Below are 25,645 nucleotides of genomic sequence, written 5' to 3'. Positions count from 1 at the left end.
TTTAAGGTTGTGTTTTAATTAAATTATTGAAATATATAGTAATTAAAAGTTGGCATGCCCAGTGCAATACAAGAAGAAATTATTTTTGTTTATTTCGTCATTTAAGGTAGTAATCATGACAATTCACGTAAAAAACAACATCCACTGGGTAGGTCAACGCGATTGGGAAGTTCAAGATTTCCATGGTACAGAATACAAAATGACAAAAGGCACCAGTTACAACAGCTATCTTATTCGTGAAGAAAAAACGGCGCTGATCGATACGGTCGATCATCGATTCAGCCAACAATTTATCCAGAACCTAGAAATGGAAATCGATCTTAAAACGATCGATTTTATCGTCGTGAACCATGCAGAAGAAGATCACTCAGGCGCATTGTCTGCATTGATGGAGAAGATTCCGAACACGCCAATTTACTGTACAGAAGCGGCGATTGATTCGATTGTGGGTCATCACCATCATCCCGAATGGAACTTTAAAACGGTAAAAACGGGTGACAGCATCGATATTGGTAACGGTAAGCAATTGGTGTTTGTGGAAGCGCCGATGCTGCATTGGCCAGACAGCATGATGACATACCTAACTGGCGATGCAGTGTTATTCAGTAACGACGCATTTGGTCAGCACTACTGCGATGAACGCTTATTCAATGATGAAGTGGATCAAAATGAGTTGATGGAACAGTGTTTGCGTTACTACTCAAACATTCTAACGCCGTTCAGCAGCTTGGTAACAGCCAAAATCAAAGAAGTACTGAGCTTCAACTTACCTGTCGACATGATTGCAACTTCACACGGTATTGTGTGGCGCGATAACCCAGTCCAAATCATCGAGCAATATTTGGAATGGGCGGATAACTACCAAGAAGATCGTATTACCATCTTCTACGATTCTATGTCGAACAATACACGAATGATGGCGGACGCGATTGCACAGGGCATTCACGATGTCGACCCGGGTGTCGCTGTTAAAGTCTTCAATGTGTCTAAGCACGATAAGAATGAAATTCTCGCCAATGTGTTCCGCTCTAAAGGCATCTTGGTTGGTTCGTCTACCATGAATAACGTCATGATGCCAAAGATTGCTGGCATGCTGGAGGAGATCACAGGTCTTCGTTTTAAAGCCAAGAAAGCCGCTGCCTTTGGTAGTTATGGCTGGAATGGTGGTGCGGTAGACCGTATCCACGCACGATTGACCGACGCGGGTTTTGAAACGGCAGTCAGCCTGAAAACCAAATGGCGACCAGATGGTAAAGCGATGCGTGAGTGTCGTGAACATGGTAAGAGCATCGCGAAACTGTGGGCGAAACATCCACTAACAAGTCCTGTTACGGCTCAGATGATGGCTGCGTCTGCACCGCAAGTTCAATCACAGCCCGTTGTACAAGTAGAAACGCAAGCCGTGGTCGAAAGGGAGCTTATTAATCCAAGCTCAGAGGCACATCCATCAGATTGCCAATGCATGATTTGCACCGTTTGCAACTGGGTGTATGACCCTGCTCAGGGTGAGCCTAATCAAGGAATAGAACCGGGTACCGTGTGGTCAGACGTTCCGGATTACTTCCTTTGCCCTGAGTGTCACTTGGGTAAAGATGTATTTGTTGAGTTCAAGGGTTAAGGAGCTGTGATGCAAGCACCAATTGTAATCATAGGCAGTGGCTTTGCTGCCTATCAACTGGTTAAAACTGTGCGTCGAATGGATGCACAGGTGTCAATTCAAGTATTCACCGCTGATGACGGTGCGGAGTATAACAAGCCCGATTTGAGCCATGTGTTCAGTAGAAAACAGACCGCGGGGGATCTGGTGGTAAAAACGGGAGAAGCGTTTGCCCAAGAGCACCATATCGAGTTATTAACCCACACTAAAATTGAGAGTGTGGATACGCAAGCCCAACAAGTGGTAGCAGATGGACAAGTTTATGCGTACTCCAAACTGGTTTTTGCAACGGGTGCGAAAGCTTTTGTTCCTCCAATGCTAGGTGATGCTTCTGGCGATGTCCTAACACTCAATTCGTTACAAGAGTATCAGCTTGCAGAAGAGAGAATCAGTCAAGCAAAGCGCGTAATGGTTATCGGTGGTGGTTTGATTGGCGTTGAGATTGCAATGGATATTGCGAGCAGTGGTAAAGCCGTTACGGTGGTTGAATCAAACCAACGCTTGCTTGCCAATCTTATTCCTGAGTTTGTGGCGTTGCCTCTGGAAAGCCAACTTAAGCAGCAAGGCATTCAACTGGCGTTGGGAAATGGGGTTGTTGAGGTGAATCGTACCGCCGACTCGTTGCTAGCGATTTTGAACAGCGGTGAAGTTATCGAGACTGATGTAGTGATTTCTGCCGCTGGCTTACGTTCAAACACTCAATTAGCGAATGCTTGTGGATTAGAGGTTGGGAAAGGCATTGCTGTCGACGCTAAGCTGCAGACTTCTACGAACAATGTATTCGCTCTGGGCGATTGCGCCGAGATACAAGGGCGCATGCTTCCATACCTTCAGCCAATTGTGTTGAGCGCTAATGTTTTAGGTAAGCAGTTGCTTGGGCAGGAAGCGCAATTGAAGTTGCCGCCAATGATGGTAAAAGTCAAAACGCCGAGTTACCCAATTCAGCTTGCCGGGGACTTCAGTGCTGTCGCGAATTGGAATGTGCAGATTTCTCAATCTGGCATCGTGGCAAAAGCTGAAAATGAACAAAGCATACTGACAGGGTTTGTTGTGACGGGTGAGCAAGTGGCTCAGGCTTTTCCGTTACTGCGTGAACTGTCTCAAGTCGCGCAATCGTAACTCGCTTCAAGCAGCACAATTTTATATTCAAAGAGGGTATAACCATGTCACATCTTCGTATTCCGAAAGACTGGACGGTTCAACGTTCGACGCCATTTTTTACCAAAGGCAGTGTGCCTCCAGCTCTTCTAACTCATCACAACACAACCGAAGGCGTGTTTGGGCAGTTATGTGTAATGGAGGGGCAAGTCACCTATTATGGTTTTGCAGATGAATTCGCGACAGAGCCTGAAATGATCGTCGTTATCAACGCAGGTCAGTTCGCGACAAGCCCGCCACAGTATTGGCATCGTATTGAAATGAGCGATGATGCACAGTTCAATATTAACTTTTGGTCGAATAAAGATAAAAGTGGACAAGCGATGTTCCACGCTAAGCAGTAAACCTTTCTAGACAATTTGATTATTGCGTGAATTTATCGGGAAAGGCGCATATTAAGTAAAAGAGCAGAGACGTTTCTCTGCTCTTTTTTGTTTATTGGCAGTAACGACATGCAAACTTAATCAGCGATATTAACTGTAAGCCCGTGCAACGCGACCTTCGCAATTCAAGGTGTATTGTTTTGCGTAAGCCGGAATGAAAACAGATTGGCCTTTGTCTACTACACATGTTTCACCATTTGCGTGTGTAATCACGAGCGGGGAATCTAGCGGCAACAGGATTTCTGCGGTTCTTACATAAAGTGTTCGTTGGTTGGCTTGTTTTACAATCGCGAATTTGAAATCGTCGACGGGAATTGGGTATTCCAACATGTCGTCGTTTTCGATTGGTTCAAGCAGTAGGGTGTCGAATGGTTTTTCTTCGAAGCGTGTGCAAGCAACGAGTTCTTTTATATCCATATACTTCGGCGTTAAACCGGCACGTAGCACGTTGTCTGAGTTCGCCATGATCTCAAGCCCCGTACCTTTCAAGTACGCGTGTGGCGTTTCTGCATCCAAGAACATCGCTTCGCCTGGTTTCAGCGTGATGACGTTGAGTAGCAAGGGCGCAAACAAACCAATGTCGCCCGGGTATTGCGCTTCTAACTCCAAGATCAGGTTGAACAGAGGTAAGTCGGTGATGCGAGCTTGAGCCAATAGCACCGTCAACGCCATCTCTTTCTGTTCGCCTTCCAGTGATAATAGACCGGAGAAGAAGCTCGCCAATCCTTTGGAAGTTTGATTGTCGATAAGGTCATCCACCAAGCTTTGCAGCTCAGGAATCGCCAGCTCAGAGAAGAAGCTGATGATTTCACTTGTTGGGCGGAAGCCATTCATCGCTTGGTATTCGGTTAGCGCGTAAACCAATTCTGGTTTGTGGTTTGGATCTTTGTAGTTACGGTTTGCAGCGGTTAGGGGAATGCCTTGTTTTTCTTCCAGTGCAAAACCTAGTTCTGCTTGTTGCTTGTTTGGGTGCACCTGAATCGACAGCGCTTTCTCGGCGGCAAGCACTTTAAACAGGTATGGAAGTTCACCAAAACGGTTTGCGACTTCTTCACTCAGAAAAGCATTCATGTCTTGAGCAATCAGTAAAGAGAGTTTGGTCTCCTCGCCGTTTACCATCACCACTGAGCAACCGTTTGGATGCGCGCCCATCCATACTTCTGCTTGTGGTTCGCCCGTTGGGTTTTCAATGCCAAACAGTTGGTTAACAGAAGTAGTACTGCCCCAAGCGTAGTTTTGAATCACGTTGTTCATCAGGAAAAACGTCGGATGCTTAGCTTGAGTTTGAATCGTTTGTGTATCGGACATCGTTAAATCAGACATAGAGTGTCACCATGAGAGAAAATCATGGCTTGGGCGACATTGCCCAAGCCATAGGAGCCATTTGGGGGAGGGGGGATTAAGCGGCTGCTTGCATCATTTTTGCTTTACGCACTTTTTTCAACGTTACACACGTTACTGCGGTAACCGTTGCGCCAGCTGCCATACAAATCAGAGCAAGGACTGGGTGGTTCATCGCGCCAAGCAGAGCGACCACGGGACCACCGTGAGCAACGCTGTTGGTGATGCCGAATGAGAACGCCATTACTGCCGCCACCATTGATCCAAGTACGTTTGCAGGAATCACTGACATTGGATCTTGCGCTGCGAACGGAATCGCACCTTCAGAGATACCCACCAGACCCATTGCGCCTGCGGCTTTACCCGCTTCGGTTTCTGATTCTTCGAACAGGTCGAACTTACGACCAAGCGCCGTTGCCAGTGCCATGCCTAAAGGTGCAACAGGGATTGCACACGCCATCGCACCCATAAATTGAGTTTGACCGCTCGCAATCATGCCCACAGAGAATAGGAATGCGACCTTGTTGAATGGACCACCCATATCGAAGCCAGCCATACCTCCAAGTACGATACCTAGTAGAACGACGTTACCTGTACTCATGCTCGTTAGTAGCGCAGTCAGACCGTCCATTAGGCTTGCGATTGGCGCGCCGATAACGAAGATGAATAGACCTGCGATGAACAACGAACCTGTGATTGGCGCAATCATGATTGGCACCAAAGGTTGAATGAATTTGTGGTAGTTAATCGACGTAATCCACTTCACGAAGTAACCCACAAGCAGACCAGCGATGATGGCACCGATAAAGCCTGTACCTGCGTCTGCGCCGTAGAAAGAACCGTTGTTTGCAATCCAACCACCGATCAAGCCAGGAGCCAGAGCAGGACGGTCAGCAATCGCGTAAGCAATGTAACCGGCTAGGATTGGGATCATCAGCGTAAAGGCAACCACACCAACGTTGAGGATTTGGTTCCACATGCTGCCTTCAGGAATTGCCATGCCCGCTTCACTTGGCTGACCACCGACTGCAAGAGCAAGGGCAATCAACAGACCCCCCGTTACGACGAAGGGGATCATGTGTGATACGCCGTTCATCAAGTAGCGATATAAGTCAGAACGGGCTTGAGAAGCTTTGTTTGCAACTGACGCTTGCGTATTGCCATTGGACTCAGCTTGGTACGTCGGTGCGTTTAACGCTTCATTAATCAGTCCTTGAGCATCGCGGATTGGGGCTTTTACGTTGGTTTTAACCACGCGTTTGCCCGCGAAGCGGTTCATGTCGACTTGCTTGTCACATGCCACGATGATTGCGTCTGCACGCTCGATTTCTTCTGCGGTTGGGCTGTTTTTCACACCGATTGAACCGTTCGTTTCAACCTTGATTTCGTAGCCCATCGCCGCTGCACCTTTCTCTAGCGCTTCTGCTGCTAGGTAAGTGTGCGCAACGCCCGCAGGACAACCAGTAACACCAATGATGAAACCTTGGTTTGCTGGAGCATCTGTCACTGGTTGCGGTTCTTCTTTAGCAAGAAGGAGTGCCAGTGCGTCGTGGCTGTTTGTTGCGCCTAAGAACGCATCGATGAAACCATCTTCAATCAATTTTGAAGATAGTTCTGCAAGTACTTCGATATGGTGGTTATCGCCACCGTCTGGAGAAGCGATCATGAAGAACAGCTTTGAAGGTAAACCGTCTTCCGCGCCGTACTCGATACCTGATTTGCTTACGCCGATCACAACCGCCGGTTCAATCACAGCGGCGCTTTTCGCGTGTGGAATTGCCACGCCATCTTCAAATCCGGTATTTCCTAATTCTTCACGTGCTTTTATATCTGCAAGAAATTGTGTTTGGTCAGAAATACGACCTTGGGCATGAAGAACGGCAACCAGTTCTTTAAATACGTCTTCTTTTGAAGACGCTTTAAGATCAAGCTTAATTAAGTCTTCATTTATTAGTTTGGTGATCATTGTCGAACCCCTATAAATATAATTTTTATTTCAGGGATATTTTTAAATTAGTGAGAAAAAGACTGTAGTGAAGAAAAAATGCATTTACTGGAGGATTGTAACCGACTCACTATAGTGTGATTTAGATCGTTCACTGGACAAATCTAGCTGCATATCTGTGACATGATGGATAAGAAGCTAAACGATAAGTGAAATGTGGCCTCGCTCCCACTTGAAAAGGGATTGAGTGTTGTTGATAGAGTTTTTGTTACTGGAGATTTGATGCGTCAACTGGATTTTTGTAACATTAAAATGGAAGTGTGATTTTGCTCAATAGCACAAAAGTCCAGTCCGGTGTATATCTATAGTAAATAGCATCATTGATGCATATATAGAGTGTGAGACAATGATTTTTCATGATTTAATTTCAGCGGTATTAAATGAAAGAGAGCCATTTCATAATATTTGGTTTGCAGGAGATTTTCATACGCCGCCTGAATTTAGCTATCAAGTTAATTTCCCTCGCCTAGAGTTAGTTCTGGATGGGGAATATATTAATGAAATGGAAAGTCATGATCGAAAAGTAACGCACATCGTTGCTAAAAAAGGCGACGCGATATTTATTCCACCTAACTGTTGGAATAAACCAGACTGGGATACCGATTGCTCAGTGTTAAGTATTTTGTTTGGGCGTCGACAACTTGGGTTGAGTTTGGTGAGCAAACGCAAAGGTGAGGCAAACTTTTACGATATTCAAAAGCATAGCATCCAAACGCGCTCAGGATTTGCGATAGATAACATCTTAGAAGCGTTGAGCTCACTGGCTCGTGAGAATACTAAAAAACCAATGGATGAGCTTTTACTGCAAGCATTGCTGCAATACGCGAAGACGATGTTGGATGCGCCAGTCGAGCAGCAGTCACATAGCCGTGTGCAAGATCTCTATCAAGGGATCTGCATCTACATTCAAGAGAACTTCCATCGCCCAATCACGCGTGACAGCATTGCGTCGAGATTCAGTATTTCCTCGAACCATTTGTCGCGCTTGTTCCGTCAGCAGGGGCACATGACCTTGGCAGACTACATTACTTGGGTACGCGTGGATCGTGCGAAGTTTATGCTCAAGAAATACAACTTCAAACTCAATGACGTGTCAGTGCGCTGCGGATTTAAAGACGTGAACTATTTCTGCCGAGTATTTAAGAACCGTACAGGCAGAACGCCGACGGAATATCGTGGTTCGATTTAAGCCTTCAGTCAGAGTGCGTAAATCATAGAAAAGTTTAGGCGAGCAGCCTCGACATGGCGTACATCAGCAGCGCCTGTAAGTCGACGCTGCTTTTTGTTAGTAGTAGGCGTTCCGCCATTTGATCGGTAAGCAGGTTTCTTGTGAGGTTAGTGGCCGCAATGATCTGTTCTCGGGTCGGCTTTTCTGGCATCACCAGTGCTATAGCCAGATGAACATCACCCATCTTCGAAGCCCAATCCATCGACTTTTCATTCGCAATAACAGCAATAGAAATATGGTCAACACCTGAAAACATCACGTGTGGTAGAGCGATCCCCGGGGTCACGCAAGTTGATGAACGTTCTTCACGTTTAATAAAAGCAAGAATCAGTTCGTCGGGATGAATGGGGTGGATGAGCTGAGCTAGTCCTTTAAGGCATTCAAACTTGGTGAGCTCGGTATGCGCTTTGGCGTACTGCCATTTGATTTCACAAGGTGGGCAAATTTGCGGTAAACGCTCGGCCAGTTGGCTAGAAAATTCATAGTTGATATGAGATCCCACCACCGTAAAGTGTTCAGCAATCATGTCTTTTATGACGAAGCAGGCCAGCTCTGCGTCAATGCCAATCGCTGTGATTTGACACAAATCACCTTGTTGTAGACCTGCTTGCAAAATCGCCACGGACTTGGTGAGTTCCGCAACACGATTTTGCGTTACATTAATGATATGTAAGGTACTTTTGAACTTCTTTGCCACTCGATTGAGTGGCTGAGCAAGGTGCGCACTGGCATTTGCATTATCGACGAAAAAGGTGATTTGGTATTCGTTCATCTGCAAATTTAGTCGCGGCAGTGGACGAGGAATACTTTGTCGACGTTCAGCAAAACCTCTTCAATGGGGATTTGAATTTTGCGCGTCCCTTCGAATCGGCCTAGTTGTTCTATCTCAATATCCGACACGATCAAAACCCGATCCGCTTGAGCGATATCGTGAGGAGTGAGCTGATTTTCTATCCCCATCGCACCTTGCGTTTCTACTTTAATTTGCACGTTATGTTTTGGCGCAGCTTTCATTAGTGCATCTGCTGCCATATAAGTATGAGCGATGCCTGTAGGGCATGCTGTCACCGCTACGATTTTCATGTTCTATCCATTTTATTTTTTGTGGATATTAGCACAGCCACCGCAGATTGAATTGATTTGAGCTGGATTAACGCAAGAGCTCTATCACAGTTTGAATCTCATGTTACATTAATCCAGTTAATGCACTTTTAGTCCTATATATCAAAGGGGAGGCACTGGTTAATCTATGCCCAAATAAAATGAGTAGGAACGCATACGAGCCAGGGGGATCCTGTATCTCAAACTCACTTGGGTATATATTCGAGCGTGAATATTGGAAGGTAAAACAATGGACATCACAAACCTAATTGAGCTGGAAACGATATGTTTAGATCTAAAAGCTCAAACCAAAGATGAAGCGCTCAAAGAGCTGGTCGAGATGCTAGAGGCAGCCGGCAAGCTCAATAGTCAAAGCCAGTTCTTGGCAGATATCTGGAAACGAGAAGAGATCGGTAACACAGGATTTGATGATGGTATTGCGATCCCTCATGCCAAAAGTGATGCTGTAGCGAAACCGGCTGTCGCGGTCGGGATCAGCCGTAATGGGATTGATTATGGCGCCGAAGATGGCGAGCTGTCCGATGTGTTTTTCATGCTGGCGTCTCCAGATGGTGATGATCACCATCACATTGAAGTATTGGCACAAATTTCCACCAAAATTATCGAAGACGGCTTTGTTGAAAAGCTCAAACAGGCTCAATCGCGAGAAGAAGCGCTTGAGATGTTGACTGATATTCAAACCCAATCCAATGAATTTCTCCCAACTTCTTTAGAATTTACATCAGAACCCCTGAGCCCTTGGGCGCAAAAACTTGGTCGCATTAAAGAGCACCTGCTGTTTGGCACATCCCACATGATCCCGTTTATCGTTGCGGGCGGTGTGTTGTTGTCGTTGTCGGTGATGATCTCTGGTCACGGTGGTGTACCACAAGAGGGCATTTTGGCCGATATTGCCCAAATGGGGATTGCTGGCCTGACATTGTTTACTGCCGTGCTTGGTGGTTACATTGCTTATTCCATTGCCGACAAGCCGGGCCTTGCGCCGGGTATGATTGGATCTTGGATTGCGGTCAGTCATTACAATACGGGTTTTTTAGGTGCAATTGTGGTCGGCTTTTTTGCTGGCTTTGTCGTTTGGCTATTAAAGAAAATTCAGCTACCAGACAGCATGAGTTCGCTTGGCTCGATTTTTATTTATCCGCTAGTGGGGACGTTTGTTACTTGTGGCGCGGTGATGTGGGTGATAGGTGCTCCGATTGCCAGCGCAATGACCACCATGAACGAAGTGCTGACGGGCATGGCGGGCTCAGGCAAAGTAATGCTCGGAACTGTGCTTGGGGCAATGACCGCGTTTGATATGGGCGGCCCAATTAACAAAGTGGCGACGTTGTTTGCTCAAACCCAAGTGAACACGCAACCATGGTTGATGGGCGGGGTCGGTATTGCGATTTGTACGCCGCCATTGGGTATGGCACTAGCCACGTTTTTGGCGCCGAGTAAATTCAAGCGAGATGAACGCGAAGCGGGGAAAGCCGCAGGTATTATGGGGATGATCGGCATCAGCGAAGGTGCGATTCCTTTTGCCGCTGGCGACCCTGCACGAGTGTTACCCGCTATTGTGGCGGGTGGCATTGTCGGTAACGTGATTGGCTTTATGTTCCACGTAATGAACCATGCACCGTGGGGCGGTTGGATTGTTCTCCCTGTTGTGGATGGAAAAATCGGTTACATCATCGGCACGATTGCTGGTTCTGTTACCACCGCGTTGATCGTGATTGCACTAAAGAAAACCGTCACCGAAGATGAGAGTTATACAGGTCATTCTCAAGTATATGGTTCTGTTCAAGGCGAAGGTGAGGCGGATGTTTTGGCGGTTACATCTTGTCCATCAGGTGTGGCACATACGTTCTTAGCGGCGAAGTCATTGGAAAAAGCAGCTTGTGCACTCGGCATTAAGATTAAAGTCGAAACCCAAGGGGCGAATGGCGTCATCAACCGAATTACCGAGAAAGACATCGAGAAAGCGAAGTTTGTGATCTTTGCTCATGATGTCGCGATCAAAGAACCGGAACGTTTTCGAAAAATAAAAGTGTTGGATGTCACGACCAAGGATGCCATGTTGAACGCTACGGCTTTGTTGCAAGCACGTAGAGTGTCTTAGCATTTTACTTCTGAGAAATTTTTCCTTAATAACCCTGCTGACTGCTTCGGTTTTTACTCCAACATCGTGCTCCACTTTTATTTGTGCCGCGAGTGAAGGATAAATTACGAGTAATGTTTTCAATTCTTTAGTAGCATGTTACAAAACATTTCAGTCAGGTGAACTAAGGGAAGCGTGCAATGGAAAAACAACGAGTAGCATTTATTGGTTTGGGTGTCATGGGCTACCCAATGGCGGGCTATCTGAGCAAAGCGGGGTATGAAACCAAAGTATACAACCGCACCAAAGCCAAAGCTGATAAATGGGCTGCAGAATACAATGGCATTGCGTGCGAGACACCGCGAGAAGCGGCAGAAGGTTGCGATATCGTATTTACTTGTGTTGGTAATGATAACGACGTACGCAGCGTGGTGTATGGTGAAGAAGGCTTGTTAGTTGGTCTCAAAGCGGGCGCGGTTTTGGTTGATCACACAACAACCTCGGCAGAACTTGCTGTGGAACTGGCCGATGCTTGTACCAAATATGGCAATCACTTCATTGATGCTCCGGTATCTGGTGGTCAAGCAGGCGCAGAAAATGGTGTTCTAACCATCATGTGTGGTGGTGAACAAAGCATTTTTGATCGTGTGTCTCCAGCGATGGACGTATATGCAAAGCAAATGACGCTTCTGGGTGAAAATGGCCAAGGTCAACGTTGTAAAATGGTAAACCAAATCTGTATTGGTGGTGTGCTTCAAGGCTTGAGCGAAGCGTTGTTACTCGCGCAGAAATCCGGTTTGGATATTGAACAAGTGGTTGAAACACTCAAGCACGGTGCTGCCGGGTCATGGCAAATGGAAAACCGCGCCAAGACGATGGCGCAAGATAAGTTTGATTTTGGCTTCGCGATTGATTGGATGCGCAAAGACTTAGGCTTCTGTCTGCAAGAAGCAGAGCGAGTGGGTCTAGAGCTCCCACTGACTAAGAAAGTGGATGAGCAATACGCAGACCTTCAACGCGATGGTTTAGGTCGCATGGATACATCTGTTCTGATTAAAGCCGTGGCTAAGAATCAGTAGTAGATAAACAGTTCTTTGGTATCAAAGAGCTTGAAGAAATTTAAGTTGATCATGATCGTTCCCCTTGAACATTAGTGTGTGATTAACGAACTTGAATGAGGAGGTGCTTTTGGGCACCTCCTTTTTATGTCTTCTTATCACAGCATTTGCTGGTGCAGTGTCCGTTTACTTGTTTAAGCCTAGCGCAATCTCAAGGCCTTTGCCGTAAGCTTCGTCCGCTTGGTAGGCGTGGTTAACGTGACGTTCTTTGATGAAGTCTGGCACACCATCCATTGCACGAGCGGTGTTGTCGAATAGAGTTTGACGCTGTTCTTCGCTCATCAGACGGAATAGGTCTCCCGCTTGGCTGAAGTAGTCTTCGTCTACACGGTGATCGTAATGATCAGCATTGCCGTTGATGCGTAGAGGTGGCTCAGAGTAATCTGGTTGCTCTGCCCATTCTTGTTTGTAGTTTGGCTCGTAACCTAGTGTTGAACCAAAGTTGCCATCAACGCGCATTGCGCCATCGCGGTGGTAGCTGTGTACCGGACAACGAGGCGCGTTAACTGGAATTTGGTGATGGTTTACACCTAGGCGGTAACGCTGCGCGTCTCCGTATGCAAACAGACGGCCTTGCAGCATTTTGTCTGGTGAGAAGCCAATTCCAGGAACGATAGCTGCCGGGTTAAACGCGGATTGCTCAACTTCCGCATAGAAATTTTCTGGGTTACGGTTCAGTTCAAACTCGCCTACAGGGATCAATGGATAATCTTTTTGTGACCATACTTTTGTTAGATCGAACGGGTTAAAGTTCACTTCATCTGCTTCTAACTCAGGCATGATCTGGACGTACATCTTCCATTTAGGGAAGCCTTGACGCTCAATCGCTTCGTAAAGGTCACGGTGATGGCTTTCGCGGTCTTTACCTACGATCGCTTCTGCTTCTTGGTCAGTCAGGTTTTTGATGCCTTGCTGAGTTTTAAAGTGGAATTTCACCCAGTAACGTTCGTTTTCTGCGTTGATAAAGCTGAATGTGTGGCTACCGAAGCCGTGCATATGACGGTAAGACGCTGGAATACCACGATCACTCATAACGATCGTAACTTGGTGGAATGCTTCTGGTAGTGATGTCCAAAAATCCCAGTTGTTTGTCGAGCTGCGCATGTTGGTGCGTGGATCGCGTTTCACCGCGTGGTTTAGATCTGGAAATTTTAGTGGATCACGGAGGAAGAACACTGGTGTGTTGTTACCAACCAAGTCCCAGTTGCCTTCTTCGGTGTAAAACTTTATCGCAAAACCACGGATGTCGCGCTCTGCATCTGCGGCACCGCGCTCCCCCGCAACGGTGGTAAAGCGAGCAAATAGCTCGGTCTTTTTACCAATCTCCGAGAAGATCTTCGCGCGAGTGTATTTTGTGATGTCATGAGTCACAGTAAAGGTGCCGTAAGCGCCTGAGCCTTTGGCGTGCATACGACGCTCAGGAATCACTTCACGATCAAAGTGTGCCAGTTTTTCAAGGAACCAAACGTCTTGCAGTAGTTGGGGACCACGAGGACCTGCAGTCATCACATTTTGATTATGGGCGACAGGACAGCCTGCGGCGGTGGTTAATTTCTTATTTGTCATTTTTCTTCCCCTCCAGGGATCAATACCTTAGCAACTGAAGAGAAGATTATTACGGAAAAGCTGGAAGCAAAAACTGATACTGCTTATCAATTCAATAGGTGGGAACGATTATGAAAAGTAACTTAGAATCAAATCCTTAGCTGATTTTTATGATTGGTTTATTAACGTATTGGCGAAAAGGGTAAAAAGAGCACGCTGGCATTTGCATGAATTGCGCTTTGTTGACAAGGCTAACGTCGGAAATCGCCCCTTTGATATCGCTTTATTGAACATCAAAGGGGCGGAATGATTAGGAGTACTTCACTTCAATTTGCTCAGCTTTTTCAAACGCTGGATGCGTTGCGAGTTGTTTTCCATAACGCTCAATATTCGGGAAGTGACCAGCCAAACCGAACTTATGCACGAGCTCGACAATAAATGACATCATGATGTCTGCGCCAGTTAAACGTTCTTCTACTAGGTAAGTTTTGCCTTCTAGCGATTGCTCGAAATAACCCAGAACGTTCATCGCTTCTTTGTCAGCATAGCCTGATAGAAATTGAGTTTCGTTTGGCTCTTTGCTAATAAAGATTTTTAACAACATTGGTAAGATTGCTGAACTTTCAGCAAAGTGCATCCATTGTAGGTACTCAGTGTGCGCCTTCGTCCCACGCTCAGGAGCCAACGCACCATCACTGTACTTCTCAATCAAGTATTCGGTCATCGCGCCAGATTCAATGATGAACTCGCCATCATCTTCAAGCAGGGGCGATTTACCGAGCGGATGAACGCTCTTTAGCTCAGGCGGTGCCATGAAAGTCACTTTGTCACGAACATAAGGCACGATTTCGTAATCCACATTTAGCTCTTCAAGTAACCAAATGATGCGCTTTGAGCGAGACTGATTGAGATGGTGAAGTTTAATCATTTATTTATCCCTTCCTTATAATGGGTCGTTAATCTGTACTACAAGCTTGCCGAAGTTCTTACCTTCCAACAGACCGATAAATGCTTCTGGTGCATTCTCCAGTCCTTGTACTAGATGTTCACGGTATTGGATCTTTCCTTCTGCCAACCATTGATTAATATCTTGCGCAAATTCACCGTAACGATGTCCGTAGTCATCAAAAATGATGAAGCCTTGCACCTTGATTCGTTTAGTCAGCAGCTTACCCATTAATAATGGAAGATGGTCGGTACCTTCAGGCAGTTCTGTTGCGTTGTACTGAGAAATCAAACCACAAAGTGGGATACGTGCGCTGGTATTCAGAAGTGGCATTACAGCTTCGAATACTTTGCCACCTACGTTTTCGAAGTAAACATCGATACCTTGATCACAGGCGTTTTTCAACTGTTCTGCAAAGTCGTCAGCTTTGTGATCGATACATTCATCGAAACCAAGGACTTCTTTGGCGTAACGGCACTTTTCTTCTCCGCCTGCAATACCAACAACACGGCAACCTTTGATTTTGCCAATTTGACCAACAGTCGCGCCCACAGGGCCCGTCGCGGCCGCTACCACAATGGTTTCACCTGGTTTTGGCTGACCGATATCGAGCAAGCCCATATACGCGGTAAAGCCTGGCATGCCAGCAACACCTAGAGCGTATGATGGGTTTTGTGGTTCTTTGCCAAGTTTAATCACCATCTCACCAGTTGAGATGGCGTAGTCTTGCCAGCCAACAGTGTATGCAAGAACCCATTCACCCGCTTCATAATCTGGGTGGTTCGATGCTTCTACCTGACAAACTGTGCCAGCGATCATTACGTCATCAACCGCAACAGGATCGGCGTATGACTCGGCATCGCTCATGCGACCGCGCATGTATGGGTCGAGAGATAAGTAAACGGTTCTCAGTAGCATCTCACCATCTTGAGGAGTCGGTTTCGCCACTTCTTCTAGACGAAAGTTTTCTTTTGTTGGTGCACCGTGGGGACGTGACGCGAGTACGATTCTGCGATTTGTTGCGTTAGTCATATTTATCTCACTTATTGATTAGACCGGTCGTCTAGTTTTAATTTCAAAATATCCCGCTCATAGAGCGGGAAGGTGTATTGTGCTATCACAGGAGTTATTACCAACTGTGAAACACATGTAGGGTGTTCATCTTACTTTTACGCTACCTACTATGGGCAAGTTCGCGTGTTTTGCAGTAGATGTTGAGTATAGGTCAGACTTTGCGTTAATGCTGCCTGATCTTGATACAGTTTGTTCAGCAAGCTTGCGCCGTTCCAAAGGTAGTATATCTGCCTTGCCAATAAAGCACTGTCACCATTTGGGATAGAGCCATCTTGAATGCCTACGTCAATGCAATCCGCCATTGCTTGAATGGTTTTGTCTGCACCTTGGCGTAACGCTAGGCGCATGGACTCTGAGAGATCGGAGACTTCCGCACTTAACTTGACCAACAAACATTTGTTCGCATTACATACGTCGTCTTCTACTTTGACCATTTCTTCAAAGTAGCTCATTAGGCGTTGGTAGCCATTCAGATCGGTATTGGTAAAGCGTGCGTTTAAACGCTCAAAATACTTAGTAAAGTAGTCTTGAATCATCGCTTCACCAAATTGTTCTTTGGATTTGAAGTAATGATAAAACGAGCCTTTCGGCACCGCGGCCTTTTTTAAAAGCTCTGAAAGGCCAACACTCGTAAACCCTCGGTTTACGATTAACTCGTATCCGACGTCGAGAATATGTTGGCGTGTGTCGTTCGTCTTTGCGTTCATGAAGCGTACTATAGAATGAATTAGACCAGTCGTCTAGTGTTTGTTGTAGGTTATTTTATTAGCTCGTACTCAATCACAAATAGCGTGTCGGTGTTTGGGTAGATTTCTCGAATTAACTGCTTGAGTTTTGGCAGTTCGATCGCTTCTTGTTCAGCATGAAACTCATTGATATCTTCAAAGTTGAGTGGTTCTACAGAGCGTATTTTGATGTTGCAGACTTTACGATCCGTCTCTAGGGTAAAAACTTCGACCTCTGTATTTGGAACGTAGTGACTTTCTGATTCATCTCGAATCGTAATCGTTTTTTTGCCTGATGTGATCAACGGGGTTAAGAATTCAAAAAAGGTAATCTTGGTTGGGTGGGATGACATGATGTACTCGTTAGTCTGGTTGTTTGGCGTAATTATATACCCAAATAACCTTGAGGTGCTTATTTCAAGAGAACGAGCGAGTGCGCAGGACGCGAATCAACTTGGCACTAAAGTAACCCGAGATAATGCCTATCCAGTTGGTACTGAGATCATCAAAACTAAATGAGCGACTTGGAATAAAAAGTTGGCTTATTTCTTCCATTGAAACGATAGCCAACAGCAGCAGCAAAAGGCGGATGCCAAAGACGTCGGCTTTACTTGAACTTATCAAAGAGGGGAAGGTGAAGACCGATAAAAAGCCGATCAATAAACTGAAGGTAAAGTGAAGCGTACTCGATCCACCTAAGTAGGTTTCCATTTGCAGGTAAGTGGCATGGTGTAAGTCAGAGCTTTTCCATAAAGAGAGTGAAGCCGTAAGCACCAGAACGAAAACAAAACTCATCCGTGTCAGTATTGAAACCATAATTAACCTATTGGAAAGAAGCCTAAGTAACGTTTTACAAAGTACAACGCTGCTAGATTCTGAATTGCCATGCCAATTGCCATCGCCCATGCTGCACCAATAACACCGAACGTTTGGCAAAGCGCAATGAGCAAGCAGATAGAGATTGTGCCGGAGGAAATTGTAATGTATTTCATGGTTCTTTCGTGACCGCTCATGAGTAATAAAAACCCTACAGAGCCAGTCGCAACATTGACTAACTGCCCTAAAGACAGGACGACTAACAGTGGCGCAGCAGCAAGAAACTCTTCACCAAAAAACCGCATCACAAACTCTGGGAATAGAGTGCAAATAATCACGGGCACAATGGCCAAACCAACGTTGGCTCGGCAAGCTAAACGGCTCAGGCTTTGCAGTTTGATCATTTGGCGTTCTTTGTAGAGAGAGGCAAACATAGGGGCGACCACAAAGTTAATGGTAATCAGCACAAAGCCAATCAGTAGTGATGTACGTTGAGCTGCAGCTAATAAACCGAGTTCCGCTGTTGAGATAAAAAAGCCCGCAATGACAAGGCTTCCCCATTGAAGAACGTTCGTGAAGATACTGCCAATCCAGACTTGCTTGGCAGAAGCGACCATTTTTTTGTTTGGTACGAAAGCCGATGTCTGATACTGACCTGAACTTAGCCAATTAACACTGGATATTACCGCGACGCTCATACTCGCCAGAAGCAGTGCGGTCATCAGATTGTTGATATTTTGCTGACCGATATAGTCCAAGCCAAAGACAAAAAAGACCATCAACATACTCACGCCAAGCTGTAAAGCAAACAGTGATGACACGACCTTTCTACATGCTTGAAGCACACGACTGTTGGTCTGTGCAAGCACCAAAAACGGTATGCAGAACAAGCCTAAAGTAATCGCATGCATTGGCGATTGGGTCTGATTTAGCTGTTCAGGAAACAGATTAAATCCTACCAACAAAACGGCAATGGCTAGCAAGCAAAACGCCATACTTCGATAAAGTGCTGTTTTATAGTTATGGCTTTGTTGAAGTGTCTCTTTGTTATTAAAGGCGATCGCATTGTAGCGAACTAATGAGACATCAAAACCTAGCTGAGAAACGATCGCGAGTAGTGAGACTAGGTTGAATAAAAAGAAAAATTGACCGGAAGTCGAAGCGTCACTGGCCTTCGATACAATCAGTGTCAGTAAAAAAGCAAATAGCGCACTCAACACACGCGTGATTGCGGTTTTCAATCCAGTAGATAGCAAGCTTTTTTTACCGCTGGGCATCAACAGTAATTTTTGTTGAATAGTGTGAAACATAGAGGTATTTAACCGTAAATATTATTGAGTGCGAGGCGCTGTTTTTCTTCACTGAAGGCGTCGTTTAACGCTGTTGTATATTGGCAAAAATCAATTTCATCATAATGATTGACACAGTGCGCGATCTGCTTGGCCATTTCTTCAGGTGTTAGCGCTAAAAATGGGTAGTTTAGATCTTTGGTCGCGCCGATAGTTCGAATTACCATAGGAAGATGTAATTTGGCTGCTTCTAGAATAGTTAACGGCATCCCTTCCCATGCTGCAGTATGTAAGTAAAGGTCTGAACCCTTGAGCTTTTTAACCACCTCATCACGAGGCAACATGCCAGTCACATCCACATTTTCTGTACGCAATTTTTGTTCAAGTGTGTAGTCACCGCCACCTATCCAAGTGATATCTAATGGGCGGTTAAGCGCATATCGATTAAGGTGTTGCAATGTGTCGATGAGAAATTGTGGATCCTTTTGGGGCGCAACACGACCAAGCACAACAAGTCTCAGCGCTTCTTGTCTGTTTCGCCCTAAACGCTCTTCACTTTGATAAGACACGTAGTTGTTGAGCAGCTCGGCACGTTTCGCACCAATGCTAATGGCTAGGTCACATTCTCGTTGGCTACAGCCTGCCACCACATCAATTTTGCTTAGTTTTACTTTCTCTAGCGCTTTATAGAGCTGGCGCGCGAATTCGGAGATATCTTCACGTTCGAAAGCATAACAGTGCGGAGTGTAAACCAAGCGCGCCTTGCCAAGTTTTAGAAATCGCCCGAGAAAGCCCGCTTTACTCGAGTGCAAATGCACAACGTCAGGCGCAAGTGATGCAATCATGTGGTTTGCATCGCGAACAAATTGAAGTAAGCCGCCTTCCACCCATTTGGTCTGTGTGAAAATATGATGGTTGTTCTCATTGGTTAAGTCGTTTTCTCGAGCTCTGGCTAGCAAGAAATGTTGATAGGGTTCGTCTCGAGAGGAGTGAGCATAACTATAGAGGGCGGTTTGAACGCCACCTCCGAAGGCTTCTGTAATATGGAGCACTTTTTTCATGATGATTTTGTTCCTGATGTCTGCATCCATTTATGCTTGAAAGCATCACGTTCTTGTTCTGAATAAACGTGGCGATATAAGGGAAGATCGTACATATAGAACAGCTTTGAAAAGTCGTAGTGATGCTTAAAGTGCTGGTGGATATTGGAGTACCACTTGTTTTTCGCTTCATTGCTGTTTTTCAGCACGAAGTCTTGCAGCCCGAGAAACTCACCAATTTCTTTATCGAGAGAACTGAGCTTTTCGCATTTGATTAGCATGACGTTGGCTTGCTCGTTCTTGAATGTGAAGAAAGGTTGAGTGTTGTCCAGTTCTTGACGCATCACATCGATATTGAAGTTACGTTTTAACTCGTTGTCGAACCAGTCCGCAAAATAGTTGAGATTGATATAGTTATCGAAACAATGTTCGAGGTGCTGATACGTGACTGCCATATCTCGGTGAATTGCATCATTCTTTTTGCCTTCGATAAATTGCAAATGGAGGTCTTGAAAGAAACGAGAAAAGACAGTTGCGATTGGATCACGGACCAGTGTGACGATTTTGATCTGTTCGCGTTTTTGTAAGATACGTTTTCGTTGCTTGAGCACTAAGCGATAGAGCGCTCGGTTTTTGAAATCGAAAAATTTACTCACGTCTTTTTTATTGTGATACATGTGAAATTCTTCGTGATCATCAAAGGTGTGGATGTGATAGCTCGGGATATTTCTTTCTCCCAGCGTGTGCTCAATTGACGATGAGCCAACTTTGCCCATTTGGTAAACTAAAACAAAATTGTCAGCTTGGAGTTCTCGGTTCTTTTCAAATTGTCGAGAGATTGAATACTTCATCTATCCTATCCTTGATTATTCAAATTCATGGTGATGGTTTACCGGAAAAGTATGAGCAATGGTGTTGACCTTTGACTCGCGGCTCATGCTTATCATGACGGGTAATAAGAGTATTAAAATGATGGTGGTATTTACCGCAACGAAGAACACCATGATGAGGGCGTATATCGCGAGTAAGAGGCTTTTTCGGTTGTCATTGAGACTACGGAAGCAAAAGCGAATAAACAGAAAATAACCACCAAACAATAGGGCGATACCGAGCAACCCGTATTCAATTGCGGTATCTAACACAAAGTTGTGGGTGTAGATCGCCAGCTCATCATAGTTAAAGTAACTGATCATAAAGTTGGGCAGCATCTTCGCGCCGACACCTAAAATAGGGTGCTGAAGTAAAATGTCTAACCCATTGGCAAGTAAGAGTTTTCTATGAAGGTTCGATACCCAGCGGGCTTCACTTTGGTTGGCAAATAAGACGTCTTCTTGGGTTATTTCCAATGTGTCCGCTAGCGTTTCAAACCCAACGTAGAGTGTGGTTGTGACGGCAGTAAACACAATGAAGCTTAAGGCTAATAAAATCGTCCACGTGTACGTTTCATTAAGCGATTTTCTCATCAGTTTTTTTACGAGCAGCTGGTCAAAGAAGAAAAGCAGACAAAAACCAAGTAGTGCTTTTCTTTCTTGCGACAACACCAGTAATACCAAAGCGACGAGCATCAAAAGGTGGAAAGCGCGAATTTTATCCCGATAAAGGTATAGTAGTGAGCAAAGCACACCGAAACCGTATTTACTTACCCCGAGTAACTTAAACCCGCTTTGATATCCCTGAGCAAAGTGCCATAAGGCAACGAGCGTGCAGATCAAAAACAGCAGGTAAGTGAAATAAACCATAACCCTTTCATCATCAAACACGCCATAGGCGTACATTAGGCTAAGCAAGCAGAGAATCGCCAGCCATTGCACGGTTTCTATAACTAGCGGCATTAAGGGGACGCGATTTAGCAGGCCATTTAAGAACACATACCCAGTGAACAATACGAGGAACCCCATACAGGGATGCATGAGTTTTCCAGCTTTTCCTTCCAATACCACTAACGCTGTAAAACCAATGGACAAAAGACTTACGATGTCTGAAGGTGCTAGTGCAACTCCTCCAGCACGAAACTTCATGGGAATAAAGAATAATGCCAGTAGGCATGCCGCAAACCATGAGGCTCGGTGGCTCGATGGCGCGGAACTATTTGTTGGTGCAAAGCTGCTGGTAGATTCCATAGTAACCTTCACGAAATTTATCGATGGTGTAGAGAGAGGCCCTATTGACTGAGTATTGACTTGCAGCGTCATACCGCTCAACACTTTCACACAGCTGGAGCACTTTCTGGCTCAGCTCATTTGAGTTACCAACCTGAAATAAATATTCGGCACGTCCGGTGACGTCATCCAAACCGGGTACGTCCGATGATAATACGGGTAAGCCTGCTGCCATGGCCTCAACCGCCGCCAAGCCAAAGCCTTCGACATGCGATGATTGCACGTAAATGTCCATGTCGTTCAAAAACGCTGGAACATCAGAAACTACCCCATGAAAGTGAACACGTTGCGTGACGTTGAGCTTTGTTGCCAATGCTTGCAGTGGCGATTTTTTTTCGCCATCTCCAGCAAGATGGAGCTCGTATCGTCTCGGTAAATGGACAAGTGCTTGGATAAGCGTTTCATGATCTTTATGTTGGTGAAGTCGGCCCACCATGCCAATCTTGATGATTGGTTTGTCGATTAGGTGGCTGGCGCACTTCGGCATCATAGGAAACCTTTTTAAATCGACGCCATTGTGCACCACGTGATATTTATGTTGGTAGCGAGGCATGAACTTCACCAGTTCATCTTGTACTTTTTCACTAATACTGACCGTCAAGTCGTGGCCCCAATACAAGACGTATTCCATGAACTTAAACAACGGATAGTCACGTCGACGGTTGTAAGAACAGTGCTCAGTCTGGATTCGTTTTTTACCTACCGCCAATAGCGCTAGATAAATGGAAGGGTAGAGGTGCCCGTGAACGACATGCGGCCAACGCAGCAAACAGTATTTCTCACTCAATGACAAAGTGCGCCAGTTAAAACACTCTATCCCTTGGGCGTATAGCGTTGGTAAGTAATCATTTTCATCACACAAGACCAAAATTTTGATTTCGTATTCAGGCTTATGTTCTAAAACAAGGTCGACTAAGAACTTCTGAGCACCGCCGTTCTGAGAAAGATCATTAATAATATGTAGAATCTTGGTTTTCATGATTAATTGGTCAGATATTGCTGTTTAAGGTCGGTGATTTCTGCATTTGAGAAAAAGTGCTTCGTCAATTTAGAATTCAGCATTTCTTCAACGTACTCGGGTGTAGGTTGAAATTGCGTTTTGAATTCTTTCATTAGTGGCGAGTACCATTTGTTGTCTGACTGATTTTCATAAACGACATCCACGGGGTAACCTAAAAAGCCTTCAACTGCGGAGTTAGCCTGCTTTAGCTTGTCACTTCGAATGACCAACAGTGAGAAGTTGTTGTTATGGTATGCCTGATAGCCCACTTCGTGATTAAAAGGTTCGTTAAACACATCAATCCCTGTTAGTTGTTTGATTTCGTTGTCAAACCACTGCAGCGCATATTGATGATTCATGTGCTTATCAAATGCCTCTTGGAGTAATTGCGGTCGTTCGGTACGTATTGCGCTGTCATCCTTTAGATATTTGTCCGCCATCCAAAAAGGAAGTGCTTGAAAGAACATTGAGACATTTCGTCCGATCGGTTCACGCACCAGCGAGATAATTCGAACTTTTTTCTTGCGCTTTAACATATGGCTCATCGTTATACGCTTTAGTCGTCGCTTTAACGCATTGATCTGAGGCTTATGCAATTGCGCTCTAACGGGGGATATCTGTTTTTGCGCATCGACAGTCATAAGATCGTGCAAGTGAATCGAGTTAGGAATGGAATGCTCTAATGCACTCGAACCTACTTTGCCCATTTGATAGATCAATACCGGTTGTTCTTGGCTTTTCAATGTTTGGTACCAAGATAGGTTTACGTTAGTAGGCGTATTTCTGGACATAGAGCGTCTCTCCTTCCTTGGCCTTGGCTTGTGTGATTAAGACGCCAAGAGATGGAACTGAGTGTTGTATTTGTTTAGATAACGCAAGGTTAACCAGTGATGATTTTGTTGATTCTGAGCGAATGACGGTAATCAGACCATTGGCATACTGACCAAGAATAAGTGCATCACTCACTGACAGTAGGGGCGGTGTATCGATAATGATCCGGTCATACTTATTTTGAAAATGTTCGAGCAACTTTTTAAAGCGATCAGAAGCTAGCAGTTCCTGTGGGTTTGGCGGAATTAGGCCTGCCGGTAATACATCTAAGTTGGCTTCTTCTATACGTGTAACACAATCTTTGATTGGCGTATCCATAGTCAGGATATGCGTTAAGCCTGGGCTTGATTCAGCAATACCAAACCGTTTTGCGATGGAAGGTCGGCGTAAATCGCAGTCGATGATCAATACCTTTTCCATTTTTGAAAACGACACCGCCATATTGATACTGGTCGATGTTTTTCCTTCTTCTGGAATGGCAGAAGTAAAGGGCAATATCTTTTGCTTCGTGTTGGTTAATCTGAGCAGAAGCGAGGTTCTGACGGAGCGGCAAGCTTCACTAAATAGCTTTTCTTCATCATCTAAATACGCGGTATAACTGACGCCGTTTTTACGCAAATTGCGTTTTTTGACCATCGGAATCACGCCTAAACACGTAACACCAAGTTTTTCCTGCACATCGGCTGTGCTTCGGATAACTTCTCGCAGAGTTTCTAAGATGATGACCAACGCACAAGCAATGGCAAAGCCAAAAAAGGTGGCAATCAGTACCAGTTTGATTCGTTGCGGTGCTACCGGAAATAGAGGGATGATGGCTTTGTCAGTAAAACGTGCAGTGACATTTTTGTAGTCGCTGGTGGCGTTGGTCTCTTTCTCACGATTTAAGAACGCTTCATAGAGTGCCTTATTGGATTCAACCTCGCGTTTTAACTGTTCGTAACGCGCTTTTTGTGACCCTAACGATTGGAAGTCTGACTTTTTGTTATCGAGTTCTGCTCGAAGCATGTCCTCTTGCGCTTTTGCAGCAAGAAGGTCTTGTTGCTTGCTGAAGGAAATGTCACGAATGAGTTGCTGGGTTCTTGATTGAATTTCAGCAAGCTGCGCTTTCGCCTGAATCATTCGGTCATGCTTGGGGCCGTAGCGCTGTGCCAGCTCAGAGAGATTTTTGGCTGCCTGGGCTTCCGATAATTTGAGGTCGCGGATCTGCGCTTGATTAGCGAATTCATCAATTGACAGCAAGCTGTCTAAACTTTGTGAGGATTTACGTCTTAACAGTTGGATTAACGTCTGCGCTTCAATGCGCTTATTAACAGCGACATTTAGCTTGCGAGTGAGTTCTTCTAGCTCATTTGCGTAAATTTCATCAATACCGTTTATATCGATCAATCCTTCTTTTAACAAGAATTCTTGCAGCGCTTGCTCAGAGTTACGTAATCGCTCCTCCAATTTTTGTGAGTTATTTGTCAACCAAGTGGCCGCATTTTGTGTAACGACCAATTTGGCTTCAAAATTTGCGTCAATGTAGGCTTGGCCGACAGCGTTGGCGATTGTCGTCGCAAGCTTAGGATCGGTAGAACGAAAGCGAATTCTGACTAATTGGGTGTTACGTACCGGCTCAATATCGAGTTTACTTCTGAAAGCTTGAAGCGCTTGATAATAGGACTCTGAAAACTGGGCGGTTTCTTTTGGGCTTGGTGCCACATTCAGTAGGTCTTGAACAAAAGGGATCGACTTTATTTGGTCGATCTTTTGATTTAATCCACCTGAGCGTGTGAACTCCGGTAGTTGAGTTAGGTTCAGCTCTCTAATGACCTTATCTGCAATATGATTCGATTTTAAAATGGCGATTTGCGTTTGAAAGTACTCTTTTTTTGTCGTGTCGACGCCATATACTTCCTCGATTGAAAGGGCGCTTTTTTGCTCTTCTTGGATGAGTAGCGTTGCTGTAGCTTGGTATATCGATGCTTTGGAGTAGATATACCAAGTACAAGTTAATGAAAACAGAAGCGTGAAAGCTGCGATGCTTAGCCAATTCTTTTTAATCGCTTTAAAGTGATGACCAAAACGAATCAGTTCTACTTTGTTCATCTGGAGATTATTTGGATGAGTCCCGTTCATTTGATTCCCT

At 45.2% G+C, this 25,645-nt stretch carries 23 protein-coding genes; 6 read left to right on the top strand and 17 right to left on the bottom strand.

Going from position 1 to position 25,645, the window contains the following annotated elements; all coding sequences use genetic code 11:
- Positions 1–115: 115 nt before the first annotated feature.
- Genes norV through CBX98_RS10680 form a run of 3 tightly spaced genes read left to right on the top strand, consistent with a single transcriptional unit; the run spans position 116 to position 3,159 of the window.
- Complete coding sequence (gene norV, locus CBX98_RS10690) at positions 116–1,618, top strand: anaerobic nitric oxide reductase flavorubredoxin (RefSeq protein ID WP_109169175.1); 1,503 nt, start codon at positions 116–118, stop codon at positions 1,616–1,618.
- 9 nt (positions 1,619–1,627) lie between these two features.
- Entirely contained in the window at positions 1,628–2,776 is a 1,149-nt protein-coding gene (norW, locus tag CBX98_RS10685; protein WP_109169174.1) for an NADH:flavorubredoxin reductase NorW, read from the top strand.
- Positions 2,777–2,820: 44 nt separating this feature from the next.
- Complete coding sequence (locus CBX98_RS10680) at positions 2,821–3,159, top strand: DUF1971 domain-containing protein (protein ID WP_109169173.1); 339 nt, start codon at positions 2,821–2,823, stop codon at positions 3,157–3,159.
- Positions 3,160–3,288: 129 nt separating this feature from the next.
- Here CBX98_RS10680 and manA read toward each other — a convergent pair whose 3' ends face one another.
- Both manA and CBX98_RS10670 read right to left on the bottom strand, forming a co-directional pair.
- Positions 3,289–4,521 (bottom strand): mannose-6-phosphate isomerase, class I, encoded by a 1,233-nt coding sequence (manA, locus tag CBX98_RS10675; protein WP_109169172.1) that lies wholly within the window; start codon positions 4,519–4,521, stop codon positions 3,289–3,291.
- A 76-nt stretch (positions 4,522–4,597) separates the two neighbouring features.
- Positions 4,598–6,505: a fructose-specific PTS transporter subunit EIIC gene (locus CBX98_RS10670; RefSeq protein ID WP_109169171.1), complete on the bottom strand. Its 1,908-nt coding sequence runs from the start codon at positions 6,503–6,505 to the stop codon at positions 4,598–4,600.
- Between the two features lie 385 nt (positions 6,506–6,890).
- Between CBX98_RS10670 and CBX98_RS10665 the strand changes: the two genes are divergently transcribed.
- Positions 6,891–7,733: an AraC family transcriptional regulator gene (locus tag CBX98_RS10665; RefSeq protein WP_006742228.1), complete on the top strand. Its 843-nt coding sequence runs from the start codon at positions 6,891–6,893 to the stop codon at positions 7,731–7,733.
- A 34-nt stretch (positions 7,734–7,767) separates the two neighbouring features.
- On the opposite strand, the gene CBX98_RS10660 is transcribed toward CBX98_RS10665, so the two are convergent.
- The gene (locus CBX98_RS10660) at positions 7,768–8,544 is read right to left on the bottom strand and encodes a PTS sugar transporter subunit IIA (protein WP_005392466.1); all 777 of its coding nucleotides are present in this window, start codon (positions 8,542–8,544) and stop codon (positions 7,768–7,770) included.
- An 8-nt stretch (positions 8,545–8,552) separates the two neighbouring features.
- Positions 8,553–8,855 carry a PTS fructose transporter subunit IIB gene (locus CBX98_RS10655; RefSeq protein WP_104970216.1) on the bottom strand — a complete coding sequence of 101 codons (303 nt, stop codon included), beginning with the start codon at positions 8,853–8,855 and terminating at the stop codon, positions 8,553–8,555.
- Between the two features lie 268 nt (positions 8,856–9,123).
- Here CBX98_RS10655 and CBX98_RS10650 point away from each other — a divergent pair, with 268 nt between their 5' ends.
- Both CBX98_RS10650 and CBX98_RS10645 read left to right on the top strand, forming a co-directional pair.
- A complete protein-coding gene (locus tag CBX98_RS10650; RefSeq protein ID WP_069536805.1) occupies positions 9,124–10,995 on the top strand; it encodes a fructose-specific PTS transporter subunit EIIC in 1,872 nt (623 codons plus the stop codon).
- Positions 10,996–11,174: 179 nt separating this feature from the next.
- Entirely contained in the window at positions 11,175–12,053 is an 879-nt protein-coding gene (locus CBX98_RS10645) for an NAD(P)-dependent oxidoreductase (protein WP_109169170.1), read from the top strand.
- Positions 12,054–12,218: 165 nt separating this feature from the next.
- On the opposite strand, the gene CBX98_RS10640 is transcribed toward CBX98_RS10645, so the two are convergent.
- The 13 genes from CBX98_RS10640 to CBX98_RS10580 all read right to left on the bottom strand — a co-directional run bounded on the left by CBX98_RS10640 (position 12,219) and on the right by CBX98_RS10580 (position 25,635).
- A complete protein-coding gene (locus CBX98_RS10640) occupies positions 12,219–13,658 on the bottom strand; it encodes a catalase (RefSeq protein ID WP_109169169.1) in 1,440 nt (479 codons plus the stop codon).
- Between the two features lie 289 nt (positions 13,659–13,947).
- Positions 13,948–14,565: a glutathione S-transferase gene (locus CBX98_RS10635; RefSeq protein ID WP_006742223.1), complete on the bottom strand. Its 618-nt coding sequence runs from the start codon at positions 14,563–14,565 to the stop codon at positions 13,948–13,950.
- Between the two features lie 15 nt (positions 14,566–14,580).
- Positions 14,581–15,615, bottom strand: coding sequence for an NADP-dependent oxidoreductase (locus CBX98_RS10630; protein WP_006742222.1), 1,035 nt, complete (start codon positions 15,613–15,615; stop codon positions 14,581–14,583).
- A 149-nt stretch (positions 15,616–15,764) separates the two neighbouring features.
- Positions 15,765–16,364, bottom strand: coding sequence for a TetR/AcrR family transcriptional regulator (locus CBX98_RS10625; protein ID WP_006742221.1), 600 nt, complete (start codon positions 16,362–16,364; stop codon positions 15,765–15,767).
- A 50-nt stretch (positions 16,365–16,414) separates the two neighbouring features.
- Entirely contained in the window at positions 16,415–16,735 is a 321-nt protein-coding gene (gene yqfB, locus CBX98_RS10620; RefSeq protein ID WP_005392475.1) for a N(4)-acetylcytidine aminohydrolase, read from the bottom strand.
- A 64-nt stretch (positions 16,736–16,799) separates the two neighbouring features.
- Positions 16,800–17,198, bottom strand: a complete 399-nt coding sequence (locus CBX98_RS10615; RefSeq protein WP_109169168.1) for a VanZ family protein — start codon at positions 17,196–17,198, stop codon at positions 16,800–16,802.
- A gap of 2 nt (positions 17,199–17,200) precedes the next feature.
- Positions 17,201–18,508 carry an oligosaccharide flippase family protein gene (locus tag CBX98_RS10610; protein ID WP_104970211.1) on the bottom strand — a complete coding sequence of 436 codons (1,308 nt, stop codon included), beginning with the start codon at positions 18,506–18,508 and terminating at the stop codon, positions 17,201–17,203.
- Between the two features lie 8 nt (positions 18,509–18,516).
- Entirely contained in the window at positions 18,517–19,548 is a 1,032-nt protein-coding gene (locus CBX98_RS10605; protein WP_085344536.1) for a glycosyltransferase family 4 protein, read from the bottom strand.
- Positions 19,545–20,378, bottom strand: a complete 834-nt coding sequence (locus tag CBX98_RS10600) for a putative capsular polysaccharide synthesis family protein (protein ID WP_046873781.1) — start codon at positions 20,376–20,378, stop codon at positions 19,545–19,547. The genes CBX98_RS10605 and CBX98_RS10600 overlap by 4 nt, the downstream gene beginning before the upstream one ends.
- A gap of 15 nt (positions 20,379–20,393) precedes the next feature.
- Positions 20,394–21,647 (bottom strand): O-antigen ligase family protein, encoded by a 1,254-nt coding sequence (locus CBX98_RS10595; protein WP_109169167.1) that lies wholly within the window; start codon positions 21,645–21,647, stop codon positions 20,394–20,396.
- Positions 21,613–22,665, bottom strand: coding sequence for a glycosyltransferase (locus CBX98_RS10590; RefSeq protein WP_172605954.1), 1,053 nt, complete (start codon positions 22,663–22,665; stop codon positions 21,613–21,615). Before CBX98_RS10590 ends, CBX98_RS10595 begins: the two co-directional genes overlap by 35 nt.
- A 2-nt stretch (positions 22,666–22,667) precedes the next feature.
- Positions 22,668–23,477 (bottom strand): putative capsular polysaccharide synthesis family protein, encoded by an 810-nt coding sequence (locus tag CBX98_RS10585; RefSeq protein WP_109169165.1) that lies wholly within the window; start codon positions 23,475–23,477, stop codon positions 22,668–22,670.
- On the bottom strand, positions 23,455–25,635 hold the full coding sequence (locus CBX98_RS10580) for a polysaccharide biosynthesis tyrosine autokinase (RefSeq protein ID WP_172605953.1): 2,181 nt from the start codon (positions 25,633–25,635) through the stop codon (positions 23,455–23,457). The genes CBX98_RS10585 and CBX98_RS10580 overlap by 23 nt, the downstream gene beginning before the upstream one ends.
- Positions 25,636–25,645 lie beyond the last annotated feature (10 nt).

The sequence above is a fragment of the Vibrio sp. T9 genome (genome assembly GCF_003123985.1).
Classification (GTDB): Bacteria; Pseudomonadota; Gammaproteobacteria; order Enterobacterales; family Vibrionaceae; genus Vibrio; species Vibrio diabolicus.
Note: the sequence above shows the minus strand (reverse complement) of the source record. Positions and strands in the feature narration are given on the sequence as shown.

Bases quoted from the DNA above. Each gene is read 5' to 3' on its own strand.
- CBX98_RS10645 (WP_109169170.1), top strand. From the start codon at position 11,175: ATGGAAAAACAACGAGTAGCATTTATTGGTTTGGGTGTCATGGGCTAC.
- CBX98_RS10650 (WP_069536805.1), top strand. From the start codon at position 9,124: ATGGACATCACAAACCTAATTGAGCTGGAAACGATATGTTTAGATCTA.
- norW (WP_109169174.1), top strand. From the start codon at position 1,628: ATGCAAGCACCAATTGTAATCATAGGCAGTGGCTTTGCTGCCTATCAA.
- CBX98_RS10585 (WP_109169165.1), bottom strand. From the start codon at position 23,477: ATGTCCAGAAATACGCCTACTAACGTAAACCTATCTTGGTACCAAACA.
- CBX98_RS10670 (WP_109169171.1), bottom strand. From the start codon at position 6,505: ATGATCACCAAACTAATAAATGAAGACTTAATTAAGCTTGATCTTAAA.
- CBX98_RS10605 (WP_085344536.1), bottom strand. From the start codon at position 19,548: ATGAAAAAAGTGCTCCATATTACAGAAGCCTTCGGAGGTGGCGTTCAA.
- CBX98_RS10665 (WP_006742228.1), top strand. From the start codon at position 6,891: ATGATTTTTCATGATTTAATTTCAGCGGTATTAAATGAAAGAGAGCCA.
- CBX98_RS10590 (WP_172605954.1), bottom strand. From the start codon at position 22,665: ATGAAAACCAAGATTCTACATATTATTAATGATCTTTCTCAGAACGGC.
- CBX98_RS10625 (WP_006742221.1), bottom strand. From the start codon at position 16,364: ATGAACGCAAAGACGAACGACACACGCCAACATATTCTCGACGTCGGA.
- CBX98_RS10615 (WP_109169168.1), bottom strand. From the start codon at position 17,198: ATGGTTTCAATACTGACACGGATGAGTTTTGTTTTCGTTCTGGTGCTT.
- CBX98_RS10600 (WP_046873781.1), bottom strand. From the start codon at position 20,378: ATGAAGTATTCAATCTCTCGACAATTTGAAAAGAACCGAGAACTCCAA.
- CBX98_RS10610 (WP_104970211.1), bottom strand. From the start codon at position 18,508: ATGTTTCACACTATTCAACAAAAATTACTGTTGATGCCCAGCGGTAAA.
- CBX98_RS10640 (WP_109169169.1), bottom strand. From the start codon at position 13,658: ATGACAAATAAGAAATTAACCACCGCCGCAGGCTGTCCTGTCGCCCAT.
- CBX98_RS10660 (WP_005392466.1), bottom strand. From the start codon at position 8,544: ATGAACGAATACCAAATCACCTTTTTCGTCGATAATGCAAATGCCAGT.
- CBX98_RS10680 (WP_109169173.1), top strand. From the start codon at position 2,821: ATGTCACATCTTCGTATTCCGAAAGACTGGACGGTTCAACGTTCGACG.
- yqfB (WP_005392475.1), bottom strand. From the start codon at position 16,735: ATGTCATCCCACCCAACCAAGATTACCTTTTTTGAATTCTTAACCCCG.
- norV (WP_109169175.1), top strand. From the start codon at position 116: ATGACAATTCACGTAAAAAACAACATCCACTGGGTAGGTCAACGCGAT.
- CBX98_RS10580 (WP_172605953.1), bottom strand. From the start codon at position 25,635: ATGAACGGGACTCATCCAAATAATCTCCAGATGAACAAAGTAGAACTG.
- CBX98_RS10635 (WP_006742223.1), bottom strand. From the start codon at position 14,565: ATGATTAAACTTCACCATCTCAATCAGTCTCGCTCAAAGCGCATCATT.
- manA (WP_109169172.1), bottom strand. From the start codon at position 4,521: ATGTCTGATTTAACGATGTCCGATACACAAACGATTCAAACTCAAGCT.
- CBX98_RS10630 (WP_006742222.1), bottom strand. From the start codon at position 15,615: ATGACTAACGCAACAAATCGCAGAATCGTACTCGCGTCACGTCCCCAC.
- CBX98_RS10655 (WP_104970216.1), bottom strand. From the start codon at position 8,855: ATGAAAATCGTAGCGGTGACAGCATGCCCTACAGGCATCGCTCATACT.
- CBX98_RS10595 (WP_109169167.1), bottom strand. From the start codon at position 21,647: ATGGAATCTACCAGCAGCTTTGCACCAACAAATAGTTCCGCGCCATCG.